The following is a 21,397-nucleotide window of genomic DNA, read 5'->3' as shown; positions in this document are numbered from 1 at the left end:
GAGGCCGGGAGGCCTCCTGACACGATCAGGATGTGAAGTGTTCCACGGCTTGGCTTGCCCGCCTCGCCGCTGCGCCGCGCGCGCGGGCGGCCCTCGGCGCGCCCTCAGTCCCGCTGGCGAGGCAGCTCCACCGTGAAGGTCGAGCCCACGCCTGGCTGGCTCGTCACCTGGATGCGCCCGCCCATCGCCTCGACGATCTGCCGGGAGATCCACAGCCCCAGGCCGAAGCCGCCGTAGTTGCGCTCGGACACCGCCCGCTCGAAGCGGTTGAACAGGCGCGCCAGGTCCTCCGCCGCGATGCCGATGCCGCCGTCCCTCACCGACAGCCGCACCCTGTCGCTCGTCGTCTCCGTCACCAGCTGGATGGGGTTGCCCCGGCCGTACTTCACCGCGTTGGACAGCAGGTTCGTCAGCACCTGATCCAGGCGCAGCTTGTCCCACTGCCCCATCGTCTCCGCGGACAGCTGGAGCAGCAGCGGCGAGCCCGCGCGGGCCAGCTCCGGCTCGAAGCGCTCGGCCACCTCGCGCGCCAGCGCCGACAGCTCCATGCGCTCCGGCTGCAGCTGCAGCCGCCCGGCCGAGATGCGCGACACGTCCAGCAAGTCGTTGATGAGCTGCGTCTGCCGCCGCACCTGCCGGTCCACCGTCTCCAGGCTGCGCCGCAGCCGCTCCGGAGAGGGCCCCGAGGGCGAGCGGGCCAGCGTGGACAGCAGGCTCTGCACCTGGAGCTGGAGCGCGCTGATGGGCGTCTTCAGCTCGTGGCTGGCGATGGAGAGGAACTCCTCGCGCAGCCGCACGGCCTGCTGGGCCTCGTGGTAGAGCCGGGCGTTGTCGATGGCGAACGCCGCCTGCCGCGCCAGCTCCTGCGCGAGCGTCAGGTCCCGCGTGTCATAGAGCCGCTGCGTGGTGGCGAGCGACAGCACGCCCAGCGCCTGGCCGCGCACCACCAGCGGCACGCGCAGCGTGGCCTGGGCGCGCGGCGTGGACTCCTTGCGCAGCTCCGGCAGGCACGAGGCGATGATGCGGTGGATGGCCTCCGCCTCGGCCTCCGCGAGGGGAGGCTGGGACGCGGCCCCCGAGGGCGCCGAGGCCACGCACCGCAGCTGCCGTCCCTCCTCCAGCAGATGGACGCTGCAGGTGTCCGCCCAGGACGGCACGGCCAGGCGGGCCACGCGCTCGAGCGTCACCTCGTCATCCAGGCTGCTGGCCAGCTCGCTGCCCGCGCGCGCCAGGAAGCGCTGGGAGTCCTCCGCGCGCTTGCGCTCGGTGATGTCCGTGACGACGTAGACGCACTGCACCTGGCCGCTGGCCTGGCGCACCGCGGAGGCCCACAGCGCCACGTCGATGAGCGTGCCGTCCTTGCGCTGGCGCCGCGTCTCCACTCCCATGAGCGGCTCGCCCCGGACCACGCGCTCCAGGTTCTCGCGGAACTCCGCCTGCTTGCTCTCGGGCACCGCCACCAGCGGGCGGCCGATGGCCTCCTCCGCCGTCCACCCGAAGATGCGCTCGGCGGCGGAGTTCCACAGCCGCACCGAGCCATCCCGGTCCATGAGGAGGATGGCGGCGGGGGAGGCCTGGATGACGGCGGAGAGTGTCTGGTGGGCCTCGCGCACCGCGGCCTGGGCCTGCTGCTGCTGCTCCAGCAGCCGCGCTCGCGCCAGCGCCTCCGCGGCGGGGTGGACGAGCAGCTCCAGGAAGGCGCGCTCGTCCGCGTCGAAGCGGCGGGGCTCGGTGAAGCCCAGCACCAGCGCCCCCAGCGTGCGCCCCTCGGCCTTCAGCGGCAGGCACGCCATGGACGCCGTCTGGGGGAAGCCCGGAGCGCCCTGCGCCTCGGGCGTCTCCATCCACACCGGACGGCCCTCGCGCAGCGCGTCCATGAGCGGCGCGCCCATCACCAGCGGCAGGCGCTGGAAGCGCTCCACCACCTCCTGCGGATAGCCGAAGGTGCGCACCAGCCGCGCGTAGGCGCCGCCCGGCTCGATGAGCCACAGCCCGCCGCTGCGCGCCCCCACGGCCGCCACGCCATGGTCCACGACGATTTCCGACACCCGCGTGGCGGTGAGCGCCTGGGACAGCTCGGCGGTGACGGCCTGGAGGCGGGTGGTGCGCTCGGCGGCGCGCTGGGCGTCGGCGCGCGCCTGCTGCTCGGCGGCGTAGAGCCGCGCCCGCTCCAGCGCCTGGGCCGTCTGCCCCACCAGGTCCTTCAAGAAGGCGCGCTCGCTCTCGGAGACGGGCCGTGGCGCCAGGAAGCCCAGCGTGAGCGCGCCCAGCGCCCGCCCCCGAGACAGCAGCGGCAGGCTGATCAGCGCCTTGGTGGGGATGTCCGGCCGCTGGGCGGTGGCGGGGTAGCGCGCCGCGAACTCCTCGTGCGTCTCCATCCACAGGGCCTCGCCGGTGCGGTAGGCCTCCGCCGTCGACAGCGGCGCGCTGCTCGGGAAGCGGGCCAGGCGCTCCTGGCCGCCGGGGGGCAGGTTGCGGCTGCCGAGCAGCTCCAGCCAGGACGGATCCTCGCTGGCCACGGCGAAGACGCCCTGGTCGGCGCTCAGCGCATCCATGGCCTCGCGCATCGCCACGCCGGCCACGTCCGCGGGCGTCACCGCCTCGGAGAGCGCCGCGGTGGCGCGCTGCATGCGCAGGATGCGGTTGGCCGCCACCTCGGCGTCATGGCGGGCCTGACGCTCGGCCGCATAGGCGCGCGCCACGTCCAGCACCACGGCCGCCCGGTCCGCCACCTCCTGGAGCAGCAGCCGCTCGGTGTCCTCGAAGGGGCGCACGCCCAGGCCGCGGGCCACGGTGAGGGTGCCGAGCGTGCGCCCGCGGGCACGCAGCGGCAGCACGAGCACGTCGCTGAAGGGGAAGCGCTCGGCGGCCGCGCGCAGCGAGGGGGCCACGGCGCGGCGCAGCACCTCGGGAGGCAGGGCCGACAGCAGCAGCGACTCGCCCTTCTTCATGACGATGCCGGACAGGCCCTCGTCCGCGCGCTGGGCGTCGGAGGTGTGCGCCAGGAAGGCGTCCCGGGAGGACGGGTCCGCGTGGGCCATGGCCACGGGGTTGAGCCACTGGCCGTCCTCGGAGAGCAGGCGCACGCCGCAGGCCTGGCCCAGCAGGGGCACCACCAGCGCGCAGATGCGCTCGAGGACCGCGAAGGCCTCGAGGCTGGCGTCCGCGAGCACCCGCGAAGCCTCGGCGAGCCATGCCAGCCGCTCCTCGAGCCCGAGTGGACTGGATGCGTATTGCTGTGTCGGACTGGAACTGGCTGAAACCATTCCGAAGTGGGCCCCCAAAAAGGCGATCGCACATGTGAACAACGGAATGAGCAAAGGTGATTGAGCTCCAGTAGTGCACCGGTTGACATACCTACATGGGCTTACCTGTCAGCACGCGTTCCCAGTCAGACTTCCGCTGGGGCTGGAAAGTGAGTGACAGCGGCATGCGGTACGGGTTGCTCCCGCTGGGGGTTCAGCTAAAGCGGGGCCCGTGAACGCGACCACGGAAGCCCCTGCCCCCTCGGCCGAGGGGCCAAGTCCCTACAAACGCACGGCGCTGCTGGCGCTGGGAGCGGTGGGCGTCGTCTACGGCGACATCGGTACCAGCCCCCTGTACGCGCTGCGCGAGTGCTTCACGGGGCCGCACGGCATCCACCCCTCGCATGAGAACGTGCTGGGGGTGCTGTCGCTCATCTTCTGGGCGCTCATCATCACTGTCTCCGTGAAGTACTTGGTGTTCGTACTAAGGGCGGACAACCGGGGCGAGGGCGGCGTGCTGGCGCTGATGGCCCTGGTGGGGCAGCGCGCGCGGGGCAGCCGCCCGGCGTCGAGGACCCGGCCGCTGCTGATGATCATGGGCATCTTCGGGGCGTCGCTGCTGTACGGCGACGGCATCATCACCCCGGCCATCTCGGTGCTCAGCGCGGTGGAGGGCCTGAGCGTGGCCACGCCCATCTTCGAGCCCTACATCCTGCCCATCGTGCTGCTCATCCTGCTGGGGTTGTTCCTGGTGCAGCGGCACGGCACGGGGGGCATCGGCAGCGTGTTCGGCCCCTTCATGTGCGTGTGGTTCGTGGCGCTGGCGGTGCTGGGGGTGAAGGAGCTGGTGCACAACCCGTCGGTGCTTTGGGCGCTGTCGCCGGTGGAGGGCGTGTCCTTCTTCATGCGCAACGGGCTGCATGGCTTCCTGGTGCTGGGCGGGGTGTTCCTGGTGGTGACGGGCGGCGAGTCGCTCTACACGGACATGGGCCACTTCGGCCGGGGGCCCATCCGCCTGGCGTGGTTCGCGCTGGTGCTGCCCTCGCTGATGCTCAACTACCTGGGGCAGGGGGCGCTGCTCTTGAGGGCGCCGGAGGCGGCGCGCAACCCGTTCTTCCTGCTGGCGCCGTCGTGGGCGCTCTACCCGATGGTGGTGCTGGCGGCGGGCGCGGCGAGCATCGCCTCGCAGGCGGTCATCTCGGGGGCGTTCTCGAACACGCGGCAGGCGATGCAGCTGGGCTACTGCCCGCGCATGGAGGTGGTGCACACCTCGGCGGAGGAGAAGGGGCAGATCTACCTGCCGGGGCTCAACCTGCTGCTGCTGCTGGGCGTGGTGCTGCTGGTGCTGGGTTTCCGCAACTCGAGCGCGCTGGCGGGGGCGTACGGCATCGCGGTGTCCACCGCCATGCTGATGACGACGATGATGGCGTACGTGGTGGCGCGCGAGCGCTGGAACGTGCGGCGGGCGGTGGCCATCCCGGTGCTGTCGCTGTTCCTGGGGGTGGAGCTGGCGTTCTTCAGCGCCAACGCGGTGAAGATCCCCGAGGGCGGCTGGTTCCCGCTGGTGCTGGCGGTGAGCATCTTCACGCTGATGACGACGTGGAAGCGGGGGCGCGAGATTCTGGCGGCCAAGCTGCGCGCGGCCAGCATGGACCTGAAGGACCTGCTGGAGAGCTTCAAGGGAGAGCACGCGCCGGTGCGGGTGCCGGGCACGGCGGTGTTCATGACGGGCAACCCGGAGGGCTCGCCGCCGGCGCTCTTGCACAACCTGAAGCACAACAAGGTGCTGCACGAGCAGGTGGTGCTGCTGACCATCCTGTCGGAGGACGTGCCGCACGTGGCGCCAGAGGAGCGGGTGGAGGTGCAGCCGCTGGAGCTGGGCTTCGTGCGGCTGATCGCGCGCTACGGCTTCATGGAGAACCCGAGCATCCCGGACATCCTCAAGCGGGGACGGGAGCAGGGGCTGCAGTTCCAGCTGATGAGCACCTCGTTCTTCCTGGGGCGCGAGACGCTGATTCCGTCGAAGAAGCCGGGGATGGCGATGTGGCGTGAGTCGCTGTTCGCGTGGATGAGCCGCAACGCGCGCAGCGCCACGGCGTTCTTCCGGATTCCGCCCAACCGCGTGGTGGAGCTGGGCACGCAGGTGGAGCTGTAGCTGCGGGCTTATTCAAGATGAGGCGTGCATGTACCTGAGCAGGATCCAGATCGAGAACATCCGAGGGTTCCGCTCGGGAGACCTGGGCATCGAGCTGGACATGCGTCGGCCAGATGGACGCTACGCGGGCTGGACGGTTATCGCTGGTCGCAACATGTACTGCGAGGACAGCGCGGGCACGGACATCGAACACTTCTGGCCCAAGTCCGAGTACCCCGAGAAGGCGTTCTCCTGGACCAACTACCTGCTCGCATGCAGCGGCTGTAACAGCAACCACAAGCGAGAGAAGTTCCCGCGTGATGAGGCAGGGGCTCCGCTGCTCATCGATCCCACCGTGGAGGACCCGAGGACTCATCTCGCGCTCTCGCTGAGGACCGGTGAGTACGTGGCTCGGACGCCGAAGGGCGAACAGAGCATCGCTGTCTTCGGCCTTCACCGCGACATCCTGGAGAAAGGCCGCCGCGACGCATGGATCCGGATTCCGGCGATGCTGCGCCACTATGACGAGGCGTGCGAGGAAGGCGACTGGCGGCGTGCGCTCGAGGTGCAGCGCACCATCTGCCGCTCTCCCTTCGCGAGTGTCTTCGCGAGGTTCATCGAGGTGGCGACTGGAGCCTCGGCGGCGACATTCATCAAGGCGGAGATGCTCGACCTCCTCGACAAGTACGCCGACATCAAGACGTGGCTCTGAAGGGGACAGGCCTCAGCGGGAAGGGTTGAAGGTGTTGCCGCTACCGGCTCCTGTGTTGGCTCGACGAGCCACTGGCTCTTGGTCTGCCGCTGCCGCGAAGGCCATCGGGCAGAGCGGGCCCTCCGCAGGGGCAGGATCTGGGTGACCTGATGGGGCTCGCTATCGGACTCGACCGCTGGTTCTCGCCCTTCTTCACGCTGTACGTCGGCGCGGCGGTCGCGAGCGCCCTTGAGCACGCGCACACGGCGAAGGAGGAAAAGGGCAATCCGCTGGGCATCGTCCACCGGGCGATCGACCTGAGCCATCTCATCGGCCGGAAATGCTCCTGGGCGGCCGGGTGGATTCACGCTCGGATCTCTTCGCGCTCGGCTCGTCATCGGCGACCGCGTGATCAGGTCTGAAGGAGTTCCTGCACACGAGAGGGAGGCGCCTGCGTCAGGGGAGCGGTCTGGCCAGGGAGGCGCCCTGTCCGCGGACCGGTACCAACTGGTATGACAAGCAGACCAGTAAGGGCAAAGTGCGCCCGGCAGGAGAGTGCACTGGACACGGGGTTCCGGACCTGCTCAGGGCACCGCTCAGGTTGAGACGTATCGCCAGCGGTAGACGGGGAAGGTAACAGGGGAGAGCGGGACGCCGGGGCGGGCGGACCCGTCCCAACGGGGGGACCCGCCCCGCAGCGAGGGACCCGCGACCTGTGGCTCCCAGTTCCGTGGCTCCGTGCCTGCGGCGCTCGAGCTGTGCCTCCAGTCACGGCTGCACCACTCGCTGCACCCCGGGCTTCCTCCCTGAAGCATGTTGGCCTACCGGACGGCGCGCGCGCCCTCTACCACCCGGCGCGCGATGGCCCGGCTGATGCGGTGGCCCAGCTTCTGCTCCACGTCCATGTAGATGGGCGAGCTGTTCAGCTCCAGGAACACGAAGTCCTTGCCGCGCTGCTTGAGGTCGATGCCCGCGAACACCAGCCCGCACGCCTTGGCCGCCGCGCGGCAGAAGCGCTGGACGGGCTCGGGCAGCACCACCTCGCGGTACTGCGCCTCGCCGCTGCTGTAGACGGGGTCGTCCCGGAAGTCGAGGTGCTGGCTGGGCGTCTCGATGGCCACGCACGAGACGAGCTCATCGCCCACCAGCATCACCCGCAAGTCGTCCCCCGGCACGCGCTCCTGGAAGATGACCGGCGAGGCCGTCACCGCGTCCAGCCGCTCCAGCGCCTCGGCGTCCAGCGCCCGGGTGATGGCGCCGCCCAGCACCGGCTTGTAGATGACGTCCTTCACCTCCGCGTGGAAGGCGCGGATGGCCGCCGGATCATTCGAGATGAGCGTGCGCGGCACCTTGGCCCCCAGGCTGCGCAGCGCGTGGAGCTGGTAGGGCTTGAACTGCATCACGCTGGCCGCGTGCGGGCCGTTGACCAGCGTGGCGCCCCGGTGCGACAGCTGCAGCAGCCACGCCAGGAAGTAGGACGCCCGCTCGCGCGTCTGGGTGAAGGTGGTGAACCAGTCCTCGTAGAGCACCAGCGTGTCGTCCTTGCGCATCGCCGGCACGTAGGGCGCGGGGACGGAGCGCACGTAGAAGCCCCTCACGTCATCCACCGGCTTGCCCAGGTAGAAGGTCTGCCCGTCCAGCATGGAGAGGGGGAGGCCCTCGTCGAGCGCGCGGCTGTCCACGTACAGCGTGTCCGCGCCGAGCGCCGCCGCCTCGCGAGCCACCGCGGCGCACTGTGGATCGCCGCTGTCTCCGAAGATGCCGATTCGCATGGTCCCTCCCCCCCTCGAGGATGAAGACTTCCCTCGCAGGCAAGCAGGACTCACCTTCCGCGTATAGATGGGTGGGTGGCAACCCAGCCCCCACCCCTTCTGGAGGAAACATGACGGCTCACCGAAGAGGCTCGTCCTTCATCCGGTACGAGCTGCCCGTCGAGCTCGAGGAGAAGCCCGCGCACGGCAAGCCCAAGCCCAAGCCCATCACCAGCATGGCGGTGGGCGAGGAGAGCGGGACGCATGGCCCCAAGAAGGCCGTCACCACGATGGGGCTGGCCGAAGAGGGCGGCAAGCACGGCCGCTGAGCCGGGCTCCTGGTGGAGGAGAGTGTCCTACATGCGGCGCGCTTCTATGCGCCGAAGTGGTACGCGGAGAGCCGCACGCCCATGAACTTCCCGCTGTAGGCCGTGGTGCCCCGATCGGCCCCCGCCGCGCCGGCGATGACCATCAGGGGCAGCAGGTGCTCCTCGCGCGGGTGGGCCAGCCGCGCCGCGGGGGCGCGAGACCACTGCGTGAGCCGCCGGTCGCGCTCCGGGGCGTCGAGCGTGGCGGCCTCGCGCAGCCAGCCATCGAAGGCCTCGGCGATCTCGGGGGCGCGCGGGTCGCGGAAGGCGCGCAGGTTGTGGAACGTCATGCCGCTGCCGACGATGAACACCCCCTCGTCTCGCAGCGGTGCGAGCGCGCGGCCCATCGCCAGGTGCTCCTCCGGATCGAGCCCCTGCTTGAGCGACAGCTGCACCGTGGGCACGTCCGCGTTGGGGTAGGTGAGCTTGAGGGGGACGAACGTCCCATGGTCGAAGCCGCGCTTGGAGTCCATGGCCGTCTGGAAGCCCGCCGCGCCGAGCAGCTCCTGCACCCGCGCCGCGAGCTTCGGCTGACCCGGGGCGGGCCAGGTGAGCTGGTAGGACTCGGGCGGGAAGCCGTAGTAGTCGTAGTACATGGGCGGGCGCTCGGCCGTCATGACCGTGGGCACCGGCTCCTCCCAGTGCGCGGAGACGACGAGCAGCGCCTTGGGCGGCGTCTTCGGCAGCGCGCGCACCGAGCGCAGGTAGTCGGCGAGCGCGTCGCAGTCGTTCTTGTCGAAGCCGAGCTCGACGAAGGGCCAGGGGCCACCGCCGTGCGGCATGAAGACGACGGGCATCCGCTCCTGGGAGCCAGCTTTGCGGCGCTCGTCCGATGAGGCGGCCGTGGCGGCGGGCAGCGCGGCGAGGCTCGCGGCGCCCACGAGCCCCACGCCGATGGCCTGGCGGCGCGTGAGTCCTTCATCGTGCTCGTTGCTCATGGTGCGTCTCCGGTACGGATGCTCAGTCCCGTGGATCATGCAGGTGTTGCAGGGCTCGCACTAGGGGGACTTCTGGCATAACTGCGTTCCATGCCTGGAACGCCGGACCTGAACCTCCTGCCCCTCTTCGTGACGGTCGCGGAGACGGCGAGCATGTCAGCGGCTGCCCGGAAGCTGGGGCTGCCGAAGTCCTCGGTGAGCCGGGGCGTGGCGGGGCTCGAGGCCTCGCTGGGCGTGCAGCTGTTCCACCGCACCACCCGCAGCGTGGCGCTCACCACCGCGGGCACCGCCTTCTATGAGAGGGCGCGCCCGCTCGTCGCCTCGCTGCGAGCGCTGACGGGGAGCCTCCCGGAGCAGGAGGCGGAGCCCTCGGGCGAGCTGAGGGTCACCGCGCCGGTGGACATGGGCCTCACCTTCCTGCCGATGCTCTCCGCCCGGTTCTCGGCGCGCTACCCCGCGGTCACCCTGGACATCCGACTGGCGAACAGGCGGGTCGACCTCGTGGCCGAGGGGTTCGATGTCGCGCTCCGGGTGTCGGGCCCGCTCCCGGACTCGACGCTGGTGGCCCGGAAGGTGAGCGCGGTGGACATGGGCCTGTATGCCGCGCCGACCTACGTGGCACGCAGGGGCCAGCCGCGAGCCCCCGAGGACACCGGCACGCATGACTGGGTGCTGGTCCACCGGATGAAGGTGCCACCTCCGCTGAGCGCGCCGAGCAAGCCCCGGCTGGTGACGGACGACCTGATGTTCGCGCACCGGTCGATCCGCGAGGGGCTGGGCATGGGGGTCCTGCCGACCTTCCTCGCGCGACAGGATGTCACCTCGGGACGGCTCATCCGGGTGCTGCCAAGGTGGGCGCAGCATGGCGGGAGCCTCTTCTTCGTGCACCCGCGCGCCGAGCGTGTCCCGAGGAAGGTGGCGGCCTTTCGGGACTTCCTGCTCGACTTCGTGGCCACCCACCCCCTGTCGTCCAAGATGGACACGACACCCCCCAGGGAGGTCCGCCCCCGAGGGGGATTGCGCTAGCATCGCCGCCGCAGCCCACCTCTTCACGGGGCGGACCATGAGCGGAGCCGCGGACGTCGACCTTTTGAGAGAGGGCTTCTTCGCGAATCCCTTCCCGACCTTCGAGCGCCTCCGCACGGAGCTCCACGTGCGCTTTCCTGGTGCGAGGACATGAAGGTCTACCTCGACGATGAGCGGGCGACCCCCGCCGGATGGGTGGCGGCGAGGTGGCCGGAGGATGCCATCGCGCTGCTGCAGACCGGCCAGGTGACGGACATCAGCCTCGATCACGACCTGGGAGACGATCTCCACGGCACGGGGTACGACGTCCTGTGCTGGATCGAAGAGGCAGTGGCGACACGCGGCTTCGTCCCTCCGCGCATCTCCATCCATTCGGCGAACGCTTCGGCCCGGCGGAAGATGGAGCTGGCGGTCGAGCGGATCGAGCGGTTCCTTCGACAACGAAGGTAGCGGGGCTCGGCAGCGGTTCTGGAGAAGGAGACGGGCGTCGTGCTGCACCGGGCTTTGCGCTCGGCACTCCGAGGCGGTAATGAGAAGGAGCCTGGGCGGGAGTCGTAGCGCAGTGGCCGACGCGCCTGACTGCTAATCAGGAGGACACGGGTTCGAATCCCGTCGGTTTCCGCCCAGGCACTCCCCCCGTTGCGCTTCCCCTGTCGAGGCGGTAGCCAGGAAGTGCTCGGGCAGGGGCTGTAGCGCAGTGGCCGACGCGTCGGTACTCATAATACCGAAGGACGCCGGTTCGAATCCGGCCAGTCTCTGCCCCGAGCGCTTCTTCAGGAGGGCTGGAGGATGGCCATACAGGAGCCGACGGAAGCGGACGTGGCCCGGTGCCTCGCGGTGCTGCGCGCCATCGTGAAGCTCCCGGCCGATCATCCGACCCGCTGCGCTGTCGAGGACGCCGCCTCGCACGTCCATCGCGAGTCCAAGAAGCGCCGCCGCCGTCAGCGTGACGTGGCCTCCCGGCAGGCGGACCGCTCTCTCATGGAGACGCTCGCGAGCGCTCGGAGCGAGGTGGCCGGCGTGCGCAGCCTGTCCGCCTCCGTGGAGCCTTCCACCCAGGAGCTCCTGCGCACGCGCCACTGCTACGGCTGCAAGGGGCGCTATACCCGGCTGCACCCCTTCTACCTCTCGCTCTGTCCCGAGTGCGCGCGCTTCCACGAGGACAAGCGCACGCAGCGGGTCTCCCTGGAGGGCCGTCGCGCCCTGATCACCGGAGGCCGGGTGAAGGTGGGCTTCCAGCTCGCGCTCAAGCTGCTGAGGGATGGGGCGCACGTCCATGTCCTCTCGCGCTACCCCCGAGACGCCGCCCGGCGCTACGCCCAGGAGCCCGACTTCGAGCAGTGGCGGGAGCGGCTCGTCCTCCACGGGCTGGATCTGCGCTTCCTGCCGGGCGTGGTCGCCTTCACCGAGCACCTGCTCGCCACCGAGTCGCACCTGGACATCCTCGTCAACAACGCCGCCCAGACGCTGCGCTCCACCGCCGAGCAGGACACCGCGCTCCATCAGCGGGAACAGGAGCTGGCGCGCACCCTGCCCGCCGCCGCGCTCGGCCGGGTGCGCGAGCTGCCCTCGGAAGTCGCCCGCCACTCGAGGCTGCTCGCCCTCCCGGAGGGAGCCCTGGCCCCGGAGCCGCTCGGTGCATTCCTGAAGGAGCGCGCCGACGGGAACCTCGAGGACCCGCGCCCGAGCAACAGCTGGGTGCTGCGCCTGGACGAGGTGCCCCCGGTGGAGCTGCTCGAGGTCCAGTGCGTCAACGCCATGGCGCCGTTCCTGCTCAACAGCCGGCTCAAGCCGCTGCTGCTGCGCTCGCCGTGGGCGGACCGCTACATCGTCAACGTCTCCGCGGCGGAGGGGCAGTTCCAGCGCGAGGGCAAGACGGTCTTCCACCCGCACACCAACATGGCCAAGGCGGCGCTCAACATGATGACGCGCACCTCGGCGGCGGACTACGCGCGCGACGGCATCTACATGAACAGCGTGGACACGGGCTGGTTCACCAACGAGAACCCGCACGAGAAGCGCGAGCGCATGGAGGCCGGCGGCTTCACTCCGCCGCTGGACTCCGTGGACGGCGCCGCGCGTCTGTACGATCCCATCGTGCAGGGAATCCGCGGGCAGCCGGTCCACGGCCACTTCATCAAGGACTACCGGAGCGCTCCCTGGTGAGGAGCGCTGGAAGCAGCGCACGGCCCGCCGCCTCAGTTCCAGGTGATGTCGTACTCCACGCGGTCGATGCCCTGCACGCGCGCCCGCGCCCGGCCCTGCACGTTGAGCAGCTTCAGCGAGCCGATGAGGATGCCCTCGTGGTATGCCGGAGGGATCATGTCCCCGTTGGCGCGCAGCACGCCGGACTTGGGGCTGATGACCTGGTACTCGCGGCGCCCGTAGGTGACGGCCGTGTTGTAGCCCACCTGCGCCATGGAGAAGAGCTTGTGCGGGTCGCCCCGGGCCAGCACGTTGAACAGGAAGCGCCCCGGGCCCGAGTTGTAGCGGGTGACGCTGGTCTCGCCACACGCGCGGAACACCGCCTCCGGAGAGCCCAGCCGCGGCTCGAGCAGATCCGCCACGCTGAAGAGCAGGTGGAGGAAGTCCTTCACCGGGTACATGCGCAGCTCGGAGTAGTCCTTCGCCAGCTCGCCCGTGCGCAGCTTCGTCAGCGCCGCGGGCCCGGCCTGCTGCTCGACCAGGTGGAACACCGTCGTGAAGAACAGCCCCAGGGCGTTGTCCCCGGGATGAACGGCCGTGAGGCGAGCCAGAAGATCAGCCTTGTTCGCCGGCATGTATCACCCTCTGCCTTCCCGACTGCTGGCAGTGGGGGAATTGTAGAGCCGCTGAGACAAAACATGGAATGCAGGTACAGCCCTCACATCTCGTCGAGCAAGACAGGCGAGAACTTTGCGGCGTCACAAGAAGCGAGCACGTAACGCACCCCGGCGCGCATGCCGGTGAAGCCCGCGGCGATGCCCTCGGCGTGCAGGTGGCCGTAGACGCACACCTTGGGCTGGAAGGCCTCGATGGGCTCGCTGAAGGCGGTGGCCTTCTCGTTGGCGTACAGCGGGGGGAAGTGCACCGCGACGACGCGTGTGAGTGGCGTGGGGCTCGCCTTCTCCTTCTTCATCGCGTCCTCGAAGGAGAGCTTGAGCCGGTTGACCTCGCGCTCCACGTAGCCGGCGTCCACGGGCTCGTCGCCCATCTCTCCGCCGGGCATGGGCGGAGCCTCGGGCGCCGTCCACAGCCGCGAGCCGGCGATGAGCCACGGCCCCATCACCACCGCGCTGTTCTGCACGAAGCCCTCCAGCGTCTTGAAGGGCTCCAGCAGCTTGCGCAGCTTGGACGCCGAGTCTCCCCACCAGTAGTCATGGTTGCCGCGCACCAGCACCTTGCGTCCGGGCCGCGCGTCCAGCCACTTCAGGTCCTCCAGCACCTCCGGCGGCCGCGTGGCCCAGGAGATGTCTCCGGCGACGATGACGACGTCCTCGGGGCGCACCTTCTCATCCCAGGCGCGCTGCAGCGGCAGGGGATGCTCCGCCCAGCCGAAGCGGTGCATGTCCTTGTTCCGGGTGGAGGGCAGGTGGGTGTCGCCGATGGCGAAGAGGCGCATGCCACCCTCATACCCAAGCCCGCCACCGATGTCGGCCCCCCTGAACGCCGAGCCCTCTAGATACATGCGATTATTGCGAATCCATCAAAACATGCTTTGCCGGAGAGCGACTCAAAGCAGGTCAAATGAGACATCCCCTCCGCTCTCATTCGAGTCAGCCTGGCAGGCGTGCCGAACGGAGCTGTTTTCTCCCGTGGAAACAAGGGGTTGGAGCCGTGGGGCGAAACTCGCTTTTCAAACTTCGGATGTAGGATGGAGCATGGATGCTCCACTTTGCCCGCTGTGAAGGCTGAAGCTCCGAGGGAAGAGGCGTTGGCACGGAGGCTGCTATGCGGACCCCGCCGGCGCCCTCGTCGATGAGGGCTCGCCGACGTAGCGCATATCCCCCCTCCGAAGGAGCATCCATGTACACGTTGCGCAAAGCGCTCGTGACCGCCACCGCGGCCCTGTCTCTGGCGGCCTGTGGTCCCCAGCAGAGCCCCGAGTCCCCCGAGCCCGCGCAGACCCCCTCCAGCGCCATCGACTCGGCGCAGGACGTCCTCAACCGCGGCTCCACCGGCCAGCTGGATCCGCTCTTCGATGCGGCGGCCCGTGAGTTCAACGTCCCGACCGACCTGCTCAAGGCCATCTCCTTCAATGAGACGCGCTGGCAGATGGTGCACGGCGAGGTGGAGTTCGACGGCATGCCGGCCGCTCACGGCGTGATGGCCCTGCGTGGCGAGGCGCTCGAGCGCGGCGCGGCGCTGGCGGGTGTCTCCGCCGAGCAGGTGCGCAACGACGCGGCGGAGAACATCCGCGCGGCCGCGGCGCTGCTGTCCGCCCATGCCGACGAGCTGAAGGTGGACCGCGCGGACCTGGGCGCCTGGGCCCCGGCGGTGGTGCGGCTGAGCGGCATCGACAACACGGACGCGCAGGCCGAGTACATCCACAAGCAGGTGTACGCCACGCTGCGCAGCGGCGTGGTGGCCGAGGGCGCGGACGGCAAGGTGACCGCGTCCATCATGCCCACGCCGGTGGAGGCGAAGTTCGCGGCGCCCTCGCTGCACGCCCTGGCGGTGGACTACCCCGGCGCTATCTGGCGCCCCTCGCCCAACTACAACGCGCGCCCGGCGGGCACCGACATCTCGATGATCGTCATCCACACCTGCGAGGGCAGCTACTCCAGCTGCTGGAGCTGGCTGACGAACTCGGCGTCGGGTGTGTCGGCGCACTACGTGGTGAGCGAGGGGGGCGAGGTGTCCCAGCTCGTGAACGAGGCGAACCGCGCCTGGCACGTGGGAGCCACGTATGACTGCAGCCTCAACGGCAGCGTCTCCTGCGGGCTCAACGGCACGTCGGTGAACCACTTCTCGGTGGGCATCGAGCACGGCGGCTTCGCCAGCCAGACGACGTTCCCGGCCGCGCAGATCGACTCCTCGGCCCGGCTGTCCTGCGACATCGCGAAGGGCCAGGGCATCCCGATGGACAGCTTCCACATCGTGGCGCACGGGCGGCTGCAGCCGGCCAGCCGCACGGACCCGGGTCCGAACTGGCCGTGGTCCAGCTACATCAGCAAGATCAACTCGGCCTGCGGCAACACGACAACCGGCCTGATCATCGACAGCAACAACGCCAACAATGACACCAGCAAGGGGAAGATCGAGACGGTGTCGGCCAACTGGACCTCGTCCACGAACGTGGCGGGCTACTACGGCACGGGCTACTTCGTGGCGCCCACGCAGGCTGTTTCGGATCCGGTGACCTTCTCGTTCTATCTGTCGGCGGCGGCGACCAAGACGATCGACGCCTGGTGGACGGCGGGTACGGACCGCTCCACGACGACGCCCTTCATCGTGTACAACGCGGCGGGTACCAAGCTGGCCACGGTGAACGTGAACCAGCAGCTCAATGGCGGCAAGTGGAACACGCTGGGCACCTACAGCTTCTCCGCGGGCTGGAACAAGGTGCAGGTGAGCCGTTGGACGACGGCCGGCGCTCAGGTCGTCGCCGACGCCATCCGCGTCCGGTAGCCAGATGAGCCAGGGCCTCGAACCTCATCGTCCCTGGCCGTGGTGGGCGCGGCTGTGTGCCGCGCTCGCCCTGCTGTGCGTCGGCTGTCCCGCGGGGAAGTGTGGCCGTGGGACGACCGGCGTCGGTCCGCTGTCCGAGGAGGAGCGGCGGGCCATCCCTGGCGTCATCGCCTTCATCTCCGAGCGGGCGACGCAGAAGGACATCTGGCTGGTGAAGCCGACGGGGGAGGAGACGCAGCTCACGAAGAGCCCCGAGGAGGACGACTTCACCGCGGCGCCGGCTCCCGACGGCAAGGCGCTGCTGACGATCGCCACGCGCACGGTGGACGGGCTCCACCTGGAGCAGCTGCGGCTGCAGCCGCTGGATGGCTCGGCGCCGGTGCCGCTCAACACGCCTCGGGCGCGCGCTCGCAACGCGAGCTGGTCCCCGGACGGGCGCTGGCTCGTGGCCGAGTCGGACGCGAAGAGCTTCAGCGACCTGGTGCGGATGGAGCCCAGGCCCGGCGTGGAGGAGAAGCCGCTGACGTCGGTGCGCGAGGGCTGCTTCGAGCCGTCGGTCTCTCCCGATGGGAGTGAGATCGCCTTCGTGTCCAGCCGCGAGGGGGACCCGGAGATCTACGTGATGCGCGCGGATGGGACGGGCGAGCGCCGCATCACCGCCTTCCACAAGGAGGATCGCGAGCCGCGCTGGAGCCCGGATGGGAAGTGGCTCTCGTTCATCAGCAACCGCGAGGGGCGCGAGCGGTTCTTCCTGGTGCGCCCGGATGGGACGGGGCTGCGCGCGGTGTCGGGCACGGCCTCCCAGAGCGACGAGCGCGAGCTGGCATGGAGCCCGGACGGCCAGAAGGTGGCCTACGTGGAGCGGCTGCCAGATGCGAAGAGCCGCATCTGGGTGGCCAGCGTGGCGGGCGGCGAGCCGGTGGCGCTCACGGATGGGAAGACGCGGGACGACGAGCCCGCGTGGAGCCCGGACGGGAAGTACCTGGTCTTCGTGGCGGAGCGGAACGGAGACACGGACCTGTGGCTGATGCGCGCGGACGGCAGCGGGCAGACGCGCCTCACCACGGCGAAGGGCGCGGACTGGCTGCCGCGGTGGATTGCCTCTCCCCGGTGAGTCGGCTCAGCGCGCTTCCGAGCGCTGTCCCGCGAGCCGCTGGAAGCGCGCCATGAAGCGCCGGTCGATGGCGTCCTTGAGGTGCCACATGGCCCGGCCGTGGAAGGCGAGCCCCTTCCAGGCGGCCACCGCCGTCCCGTCTCCGGCGTTCATGAGGGAGAGGAAGCCGGCCTGCGCATGGTAGGGCCGCAGGGCGCCTTCGCCCGTGAGGGCCGCGCGCAGGTTGGCGCTGAGCACCGGCCCCTGGCGCACCGCGTACACCCCGGCCTTGGGCACGCGCTGGCCGCTGATGAAGCCCGCGCAGTCTCCGGCGGCGAACAGCTCCGGGTGCGAGGGGCTGCGCAGCGTGTCCTCCACCGCGAGGTAGCCTTGCGCGTCCACCGCCGCGCCGCTCGGGGCGAAGAGCTCCGGTGCGCGGGCCCCCGTGGCCCACACGCAGGTGGTGAACGGCAGGGACTCGCCGGACTCCAGGCGTGCGGAGCCGGGCTCCAGGGAGGCCAGGGCCGCACCGGTCCGCAGCTCCACCCCGCGCTGTGCCAGCAGCCCGCGAATGAGGCGCCGGGCGGCACGCGATGCGCCGCGGGGAACTTCCTCTCCGCGCTCGAGGAGCAGGGTAGGGCGTCGGGTGCGCGCCTGGAGGCACAGGGCCAGCTCCACGCCCGCGGCCCCGCCGCCCACCACGAGCAGGGGGCCCAAGGGTTGGCTCGCCTCGGAGAGCACCGCGAGCGCTCGCTCCAGCGGCTTGAGCACCAGGGCATGCTCCTTCACGCCGGGCAGCTCGGTGCCCGCGGGGAGCGAGCCGATGTCGAAGCTTGCCACGTCATAGCCGAGCACGCGGCCATCCCCGAGCTGGAGCTCACGCTGATCCGCCCTCAGCGCCAGCGCGCCGCTCGGCTCCAGCCGCGCCTTCGCGGCCCGCGCGAGCCCCTCCAGCTCGAAGGAGAGCTGCTCCAGCGCATGGTCTCCGGCGATCCAGCCCGGCAGCATGCCGCTGTAGAGCTGCCGAGTCCCGAGCGACACGAGCACCGTCTCCACGTCGGGCAGCGGCGCACGCGCCAGGGCCTCCAGTACATAGAGGTGGGCATGCCCGGGGCCTACGAGGACCAGCCGCTTCATGAAGGCACTGCTAGCACGCCCTCGCCTTCGGGTGGCACCTGGCTTCAGCGCCTCCCGCCGCGGCTGGGCGCGTCCAGCCGCCTACGGAGCGATGGTGCCCGGGAAGAGCGAGAGGACCAGGCCGTGGCCGGGCATGGCACCCGCGTTGCGCCACACGTAGTCCTCCGAGCCGTGGATGCTCAGGCGGAACGTCTCCACCTCCGCGCCCGAGTGGACATAGAGGAAGAGCCCGTTGGCGCTGGTGCCCTCCTGGCCCGCGCGGGACAGGTCCTCGCTGGGGTAGTAGAGCCGATCGGCCAGGTCGCCCCGCTCGAGCCGCACGCGGGCCCCCGACACGGGCTGGCCCCTGGCATCCACCACGCGGCCCAGCACGAAGCCCGCCTCCTGCAGCGTCCGCGCGCGGCCCTCGGTGTGGGCCAGCACGGCCTCCTCGCCCACGGCGCGGGTGAGCGCGTCATGGAAGGCCACAGGCAGCGCCCAGACACGGGCGTCGATGACGTCCGTGCGTGGACGCGCGCCGGTGAAGGCGGTGTCGAAGATGATGGTGGAGCTTCGCGCCAGGCTCTCGTGCAGGACGCCCGCCGAGAGGCTCAGGTGGATGTCCTTCACCTGGACATCCGAGATGGAGAACCCGTCGTCCTCGCCGAGCGTGCCGGCGCCGAAGGTGGCGCTCGCATCGTTCACTCCCACACGCAGGGGCTCCTCGATGACGAGGGGAAGTCCCGCGAGGGAAGCAGGCGGCTGTCCTTGTTCAGCCAGCCACCGCGCGGCTTCGGGCAGCAGCTCCGCCCGGCCATTCACGGTGATGAGGAGGTTGTCCAGATCGACGATCTGGGCGTTCTCGGTGCGCGTCCCCGGATCCGGCATGGAGCCAGGACCACAGGCGACGACGTTCAGCCCGAGGAGGGCACAACAAGCGAGCAGGCACGAGGACTTCATGACTGCTCGCCAAGATTTCCATGCACCCGCGGGGAGGCAATCCACCCCGCGGGAGACCGTCCCGTTGCGGACGATCCGCTACCAGCCGCTGGAGCCCGAGCCCGAGCGGGACGAGCCGCTGCGGGGAGACGAGCCGCTGGAGCCGGACGGGGGCGGACGACCACCGCTGCTGCCCCGGCTGCCGCCACCGCTGTTGCCCCAGCCGCCGCTGTTGCCGTCGCTGCTGCTGCTGCTGCCACCCCGGTAACCACCGCCGCTGCTGCTGCTGCTGCTGCTGCCACCGCTGTTGCCCCAGCCGCCGCCGCTGTTGCTGTCGCTGCTGCTGCTGCTGCCGCCCCGGTAGCCACCGCCGCCACCGTTGCCACCGCGATAGCCGCCACCGTTGCCACCACCGTTGCCGCCGCCGTTGCCACCGCCGTGGTTGCCGCCGCCGTTGCCACCGCCGTGGTTGCCGCCGCCGTTGCCCCAGCCCCCACCGTTATTGCCACCACCGTTGCCACCGCCATGGCCGTAGCCGCCACCGTTGCCACCACCGTTATTGCCGCCACCGGTGCCCGGCGTCTGGCCGCCGCCGCTCGGAGGAGGAGGGTTGTAGCCGCCGCCGCTCGGAGGAGGAGGGTTGTAGCCGCCGCCGCTCGGAGGAGGGTTGCCCCAGCCGCCGCCGTTGCCCGGAGACGAGGAGCCGTGGCCTACGCCACCCGGAGGCGGGCGGTAGCCGCTGCCGCTGTTGCCGTTGCTGTAGCCACCGTTGTGGCTGGGCGGCTGGTAGGCCGGACGCGAGGGGTAGGTGGGCGCCGGCTGCGAGTAGCCCGAGGCGGGCGAGGCGCCGTGCGTGTAGCGCGGGTTGCTGTACACGTAGCCCGAGCGGCCGCGGTCCCAGGAGTAGGTCCAGCCGTCATACCGCCGCGGGTAGTAGTCGTGGGAGTGCCGGCCGTGGAGGCCGCAGTGTCCGCCGGCGGGAATCGGGTGGTAGTCCGTGTACCAGACCACCGTGGGGCCCCGGTACCGGTACACGTTGTTCGTGTACGTGTAGTACTGCACGTTCGGCGCGTAGTCGTGAACGTGGTCGAACTCCTCGAGGCACCACCCGTCGCCGTTGTCGAAGGGGTGCGGGCCGGTGAAGCGGTACTGCGTCACCTCCACCGTCCGATAGGTGCGCGTGTGACCGTGGTACGGCGTGACGACGCAGCCAGTGCCTGCCACCAGGGCCAGCGGCGTGAGGAGTGTGAGTAGGTGACGCATGTGAGGAGTCTCCCAGGCCAGAACACGCCGGCCCGTTCGGGTCTTGCGTAGACATTCGAGCAGACGAGCAGATCGGAAAGAAATTCAAGCCCCCGAAAACCGATCACCGGCCCGTGTGTCTCTCCCGCCTACACGGACCCGGCGAGAGGCCGGTCGTCCTCGGAGTGCTGAGCCCACATGCCAGGCCCTGGAAAATGGGCGGCTTACGCGGTCGGGACTCGAACAGTCCTCGTCCGGCAGGCAGGATGGGGGGACGATGACCGACTCGAACCTTGGCGGCATGGGCTACGGCCTGGCAGGCGCGCGGTGCGCCATCCACCCGGAGCAGTCCGCGACGCGCACCTGCACGCGGTGCGGCAGCTTCATGTGCTCCATGTGCGCCGAGGGGGGCGCGCAGACGCTCTGCCCCGCATGCCAGCAGCGCCTGGGCATGGAGTATCGCTTCCCGCTCGACCGCGACAACTGGACGTTCAGCGCGCTGTGGGACTACTGCTTCGAGATCTTCAAGCGCGACTGGCTGATGCTCGGCGTGGCGATGCTCGCCTTCTTCGGCATCCTCTTCGCCGTGCAGCTCGTCGGTGGCCTGCTGCCGACCATCGGCGAAGCGCTGGACAACACCGCGCTCTCCGTCCTCTTCACCATCATCAGCACGGTGCTGCAGCAGGCGGTGCAGGGCATCCTGGGCCTCGGCCTGATGCGGATGGTGTTCGACGTGCTCAATGGCAACAAGCTCGACATCGGCAGGCTCTTCAGCCAGGTCCACAAGACGGGCACCTACCTCCTGGCCATGCTGATCGTCGTGCTCATGGTCGGCGTGCCCATCGGCGCGCTCGCGGGCATCGTCGCCGGCCTGGGCTACGCCATCGGCTGGGACGCGGCGCTGCCCATCGCCATCGGCGTGGGCGTGCTGGCCCTCTTCCCGCTCATCTACTTCACCATCCCGCTGTACCTGCTCCAGGCGGAGATCGCCTACAACGACGAGGAGCCTTCGGCCACGCAGATGATCCGCAACTGCTACGCGTACGCGCGCGGCGAGCGGCTCTCCATCATGGGCGTGAGCCTCGTGGGAGGCCTGGTGGCCATGTTGGGTGTGATGGCGTGCTGCGTGGGCGTGCTCCCCGCCTCCGGTCTCACCTACCTGCTGCTGGGCGGCCTCTACCTCGCCCTGCGCAATGGCGCGGACGTGGAGCGCGGGAGCTGAGCGGGGGCCGCGGGCTGCCGCG

18 protein-coding genes and 2 tRNA genes are annotated in these 21,397 nt (G+C 70.2%); 12 read left to right on the top strand and 8 right to left on the bottom strand.

All coding sequences use genetic code 11. The features are described 5' to 3' along the window. Positions 1-104: 104 nt before the first annotated feature. Complete coding sequence (locus KY572_RS00545) at positions 105-3,173, bottom strand: GAF domain-containing protein (protein WP_224240153.1); 3,069 nt, start codon at positions 3,171-3,173, stop codon at positions 105-107. Positions 3,174-3,477: 304 nt separating this feature from the next. Between KY572_RS00545 and KY572_RS00540 the strand changes: the two genes are divergently transcribed. From KY572_RS00540 to KY572_RS00530, 3 genes are all read left to right on the top strand, one after another. Next, positions 3,478-5,400, top strand: a complete 1,923-nt coding sequence (locus tag KY572_RS00540) for a potassium transporter Kup (protein WP_224240152.1) — start codon at positions 3,478-3,480, stop codon at positions 5,398-5,400. 28 nt (positions 5,401-5,428) lie between these two features. Beyond that, entirely contained in the window at positions 5,429-6,091 is a 663-nt protein-coding gene (locus KY572_RS00535) for an HNH endonuclease family protein (protein ID WP_224240151.1), read from the top strand. A gap of 149 nt (positions 6,092-6,240) precedes the next feature. Beyond that, positions 6,241-6,492, top strand: coding sequence for a hypothetical protein (locus KY572_RS00530; RefSeq protein WP_407659856.1), 252 nt, complete (start codon positions 6,241-6,243; stop codon positions 6,490-6,492). Between the two features lie 399 nt (positions 6,493-6,891). On the opposite strand, the gene KY572_RS00525 is transcribed toward KY572_RS00530, so the two are convergent. Then, a complete protein-coding gene (locus KY572_RS00525; RefSeq protein WP_224240150.1) occupies positions 6,892-7,842 on the bottom strand; it encodes an ATP-grasp domain-containing protein in 951 nt (316 codons plus the stop codon). A gap of 110 nt (positions 7,843-7,952) precedes the next feature. On the opposite strand from KY572_RS00525, the gene KY572_RS00520 reads away from it, so the two are divergent. Continuing rightward, positions 7,953-8,150: a hypothetical protein gene (locus KY572_RS00520; RefSeq protein ID WP_224240149.1), complete on the top strand. Its 198-nt coding sequence runs from the start codon at positions 7,953-7,955 to the stop codon at positions 8,148-8,150. 44 nt (positions 8,151-8,194) lie between these two features. Here KY572_RS00520 and KY572_RS00515 read toward each other — a convergent pair whose 3' ends face one another. Next, on the bottom strand, positions 8,195-9,127 hold the full coding sequence (locus tag KY572_RS00515; protein ID WP_224240148.1) for a DODA-type extradiol aromatic ring-opening family dioxygenase: 933 nt from the start codon (positions 9,125-9,127) through the stop codon (positions 8,195-8,197). A 90-nt stretch (positions 9,128-9,217) separates the two neighbouring features. Between KY572_RS00515 and KY572_RS00510 the strand changes: the two genes are divergently transcribed. The 5 genes from KY572_RS00510 to KY572_RS00490 all read left to right on the top strand — a co-directional run bounded on the left by KY572_RS00510 (position 9,218) and on the right by KY572_RS00490 (position 12,319). Continuing rightward, positions 9,218-10,153 (top strand): LysR family transcriptional regulator, encoded by a 936-nt coding sequence (locus tag KY572_RS00510; protein WP_224240147.1) that lies wholly within the window; start codon positions 9,218-9,220, stop codon positions 10,151-10,153. Between the two features lie 150 nt (positions 10,154-10,303). Beyond that, positions 10,304-10,603, top strand: coding sequence for a cyclic-phosphate processing receiver domain-containing protein (locus tag KY572_RS00505; protein ID WP_224240146.1), 300 nt, complete (start codon positions 10,304-10,306; stop codon positions 10,601-10,603). Positions 10,604-10,701: 98 nt separating this feature from the next. Further along, a tRNA-Ser gene (locus KY572_RS00500) sits at positions 10,702-10,774 on the top strand. Between the two features lie 62 nt (positions 10,775-10,836). Beyond that, positions 10,837-10,911: transfer RNA gene (locus tag KY572_RS00495), tRNA-Met, on the top strand. A gap of 31 nt (positions 10,912-10,942) precedes the next feature. Beyond that, a complete protein-coding gene (locus KY572_RS00490; RefSeq protein ID WP_224240145.1) occupies positions 10,943-12,319 on the top strand; it encodes an SDR family NAD(P)-dependent oxidoreductase in 1,377 nt (458 codons plus the stop codon). A gap of 32 nt (positions 12,320-12,351) precedes the next feature. On the opposite strand, the gene KY572_RS00485 is transcribed toward KY572_RS00490, so the two are convergent. Together KY572_RS00485 and KY572_RS00480 are read right to left on the bottom strand one after the other, a co-directional pair. Next, entirely contained in the window at positions 12,352-12,933 is a 582-nt protein-coding gene (locus KY572_RS00485; protein ID WP_224240144.1) for a TIGR02265 family protein, read from the bottom strand. Positions 12,934-13,016: 83 nt separating this feature from the next. Continuing rightward, positions 13,017-13,754, bottom strand: coding sequence for a metallophosphoesterase (locus KY572_RS00480; RefSeq protein WP_224240143.1), 738 nt, complete (start codon positions 13,752-13,754; stop codon positions 13,017-13,019). Positions 13,755-14,158: 404 nt separating this feature from the next. Between KY572_RS00480 and KY572_RS00475 the strand changes: the two genes are divergently transcribed. Together KY572_RS00475 and KY572_RS00470 are read left to right on the top strand one after the other, a co-directional pair. Then, positions 14,159-15,763, top strand: coding sequence for an N-acetylmuramoyl-L-alanine amidase (locus KY572_RS00475; protein ID WP_224240142.1), 1,605 nt, complete (start codon positions 14,159-14,161; stop codon positions 15,761-15,763). Positions 15,764-15,767: 4 nt separating this feature from the next. Further along, on the top strand, positions 15,768-16,877 hold the full coding sequence (locus KY572_RS00470) for a TolB family protein (protein ID WP_224240141.1): 1,110 nt from the start codon (positions 15,768-15,770) through the stop codon (positions 16,875-16,877). A gap of 6 nt (positions 16,878-16,883) precedes the next feature. Here the strand turns inward: KY572_RS00470 and KY572_RS00465 are convergent, their stop codons facing one another. The 3 genes from KY572_RS00465 to KY572_RS00455 form a co-directional block, all read right to left on the bottom strand. Beyond that, on the bottom strand, positions 16,884-17,993 hold the full coding sequence (locus KY572_RS00465; RefSeq protein ID WP_224240140.1) for an FAD-dependent oxidoreductase: 1,110 nt from the start codon (positions 17,991-17,993) through the stop codon (positions 16,884-16,886). Between the two features lie 81 nt (positions 17,994-18,074). Further along, positions 18,075-18,932, bottom strand: a complete 858-nt coding sequence (locus KY572_RS00460; RefSeq protein ID WP_224240139.1) for a carboxypeptidase regulatory-like domain-containing protein — start codon at positions 18,930-18,932, stop codon at positions 18,075-18,077. A 78-nt stretch (positions 18,933-19,010) separates the two neighbouring features. Then, positions 19,011-20,174: a hypothetical protein gene (locus tag KY572_RS00455; protein WP_224240138.1), complete on the bottom strand. Its 1,164-nt coding sequence runs from the start codon at positions 20,172-20,174 to the stop codon at positions 19,011-19,013. A 256-nt stretch (positions 20,175-20,430) separates the two neighbouring features. Between KY572_RS00455 and KY572_RS00450 the strand changes: the two genes are divergently transcribed. After that, positions 20,431-21,375, top strand: a complete 945-nt coding sequence (locus KY572_RS00450; RefSeq protein WP_224240137.1) for a hypothetical protein — start codon at positions 20,431-20,433, stop codon at positions 21,373-21,375. Positions 21,376-21,397: the final 22 nt, after the last annotated feature.

The organism is Hyalangium gracile, assembly GCF_020103725.1.
Lineage (GTDB): Bacteria > Myxococcota > Myxococcia > Myxococcales > Myxococcaceae > Hyalangium > Hyalangium gracile.
The sequence above is the reverse complement of the archived record's forward strand: the minus strand, read 5'-3'. Positions and strand labels throughout refer to the sequence as shown.

Coding starts and splice junctions, on each gene's coding strand:
- KY572_RS00480 (WP_224240143.1), bottom strand. CDS start 13,754: ATGCGCCTCTTCGCCATCGGCGACACCCACCTGCCCTCCACCCGGAAC.
- KY572_RS00505 (WP_224240146.1), top strand. CDS start 10,304: ATGAAGGTCTACCTCGACGATGAGCGGGCGACCCCCGCCGGATGGGTG.
- KY572_RS00510 (WP_224240147.1), top strand. CDS start 9,218: ATGCCTGGAACGCCGGACCTGAACCTCCTGCCCCTCTTCGTGACGGTC.
- KY572_RS00460 (WP_224240139.1), bottom strand. CDS start 18,932: ATGAAGTCCTCGTGCCTGCTCGCTTGTTGTGCCCTCCTCGGGCTGAAC.
- KY572_RS00520 (WP_224240149.1), top strand. CDS start 7,953: ATGACGGCTCACCGAAGAGGCTCGTCCTTCATCCGGTACGAGCTGCCC.
- KY572_RS00535 (WP_224240151.1), top strand. CDS start 5,429: ATGTACCTGAGCAGGATCCAGATCGAGAACATCCGAGGGTTCCGCTCG.
- KY572_RS00450 (WP_224240137.1), top strand. CDS start 20,431: ATGACCGACTCGAACCTTGGCGGCATGGGCTACGGCCTGGCAGGCGCG.
- KY572_RS00465 (WP_224240140.1), bottom strand. CDS start 17,993: ATGAAGCGGCTGGTCCTCGTAGGCCCCGGGCATGCCCACCTCTATGTA.
- KY572_RS00525 (WP_224240150.1), bottom strand. CDS start 7,842: ATGCGAATCGGCATCTTCGGAGACAGCGGCGATCCACAGTGCGCCGCG.
- KY572_RS00475 (WP_224240142.1), top strand. CDS start 14,159: ATGTACACGTTGCGCAAAGCGCTCGTGACCGCCACCGCGGCCCTGTCT.
- KY572_RS00455 (WP_224240138.1), bottom strand. CDS start 20,174: ATGCGTCACCTACTCACACTCCTCACGCCGCTGGCCCTGGTGGCAGGC.
- KY572_RS00470 (WP_224240141.1), top strand. CDS start 15,768: ATGAGCCAGGGCCTCGAACCTCATCGTCCCTGGCCGTGGTGGGCGCGG.
- KY572_RS00515 (WP_224240148.1), bottom strand. CDS start 9,127: ATGAGCAACGAGCACGATGAAGGACTCACGCGCCGCCAGGCCATCGGC.
- KY572_RS00490 (WP_224240145.1), top strand. CDS start 10,943: ATGGCCATACAGGAGCCGACGGAAGCGGACGTGGCCCGGTGCCTCGCG.
- KY572_RS00530 (WP_407659856.1), top strand. CDS start 6,241: ATGGGGCTCGCTATCGGACTCGACCGCTGGTTCTCGCCCTTCTTCACG.
- KY572_RS00485 (WP_224240144.1), bottom strand. CDS start 12,933: ATGCCGGCGAACAAGGCTGATCTTCTGGCTCGCCTCACGGCCGTTCAT.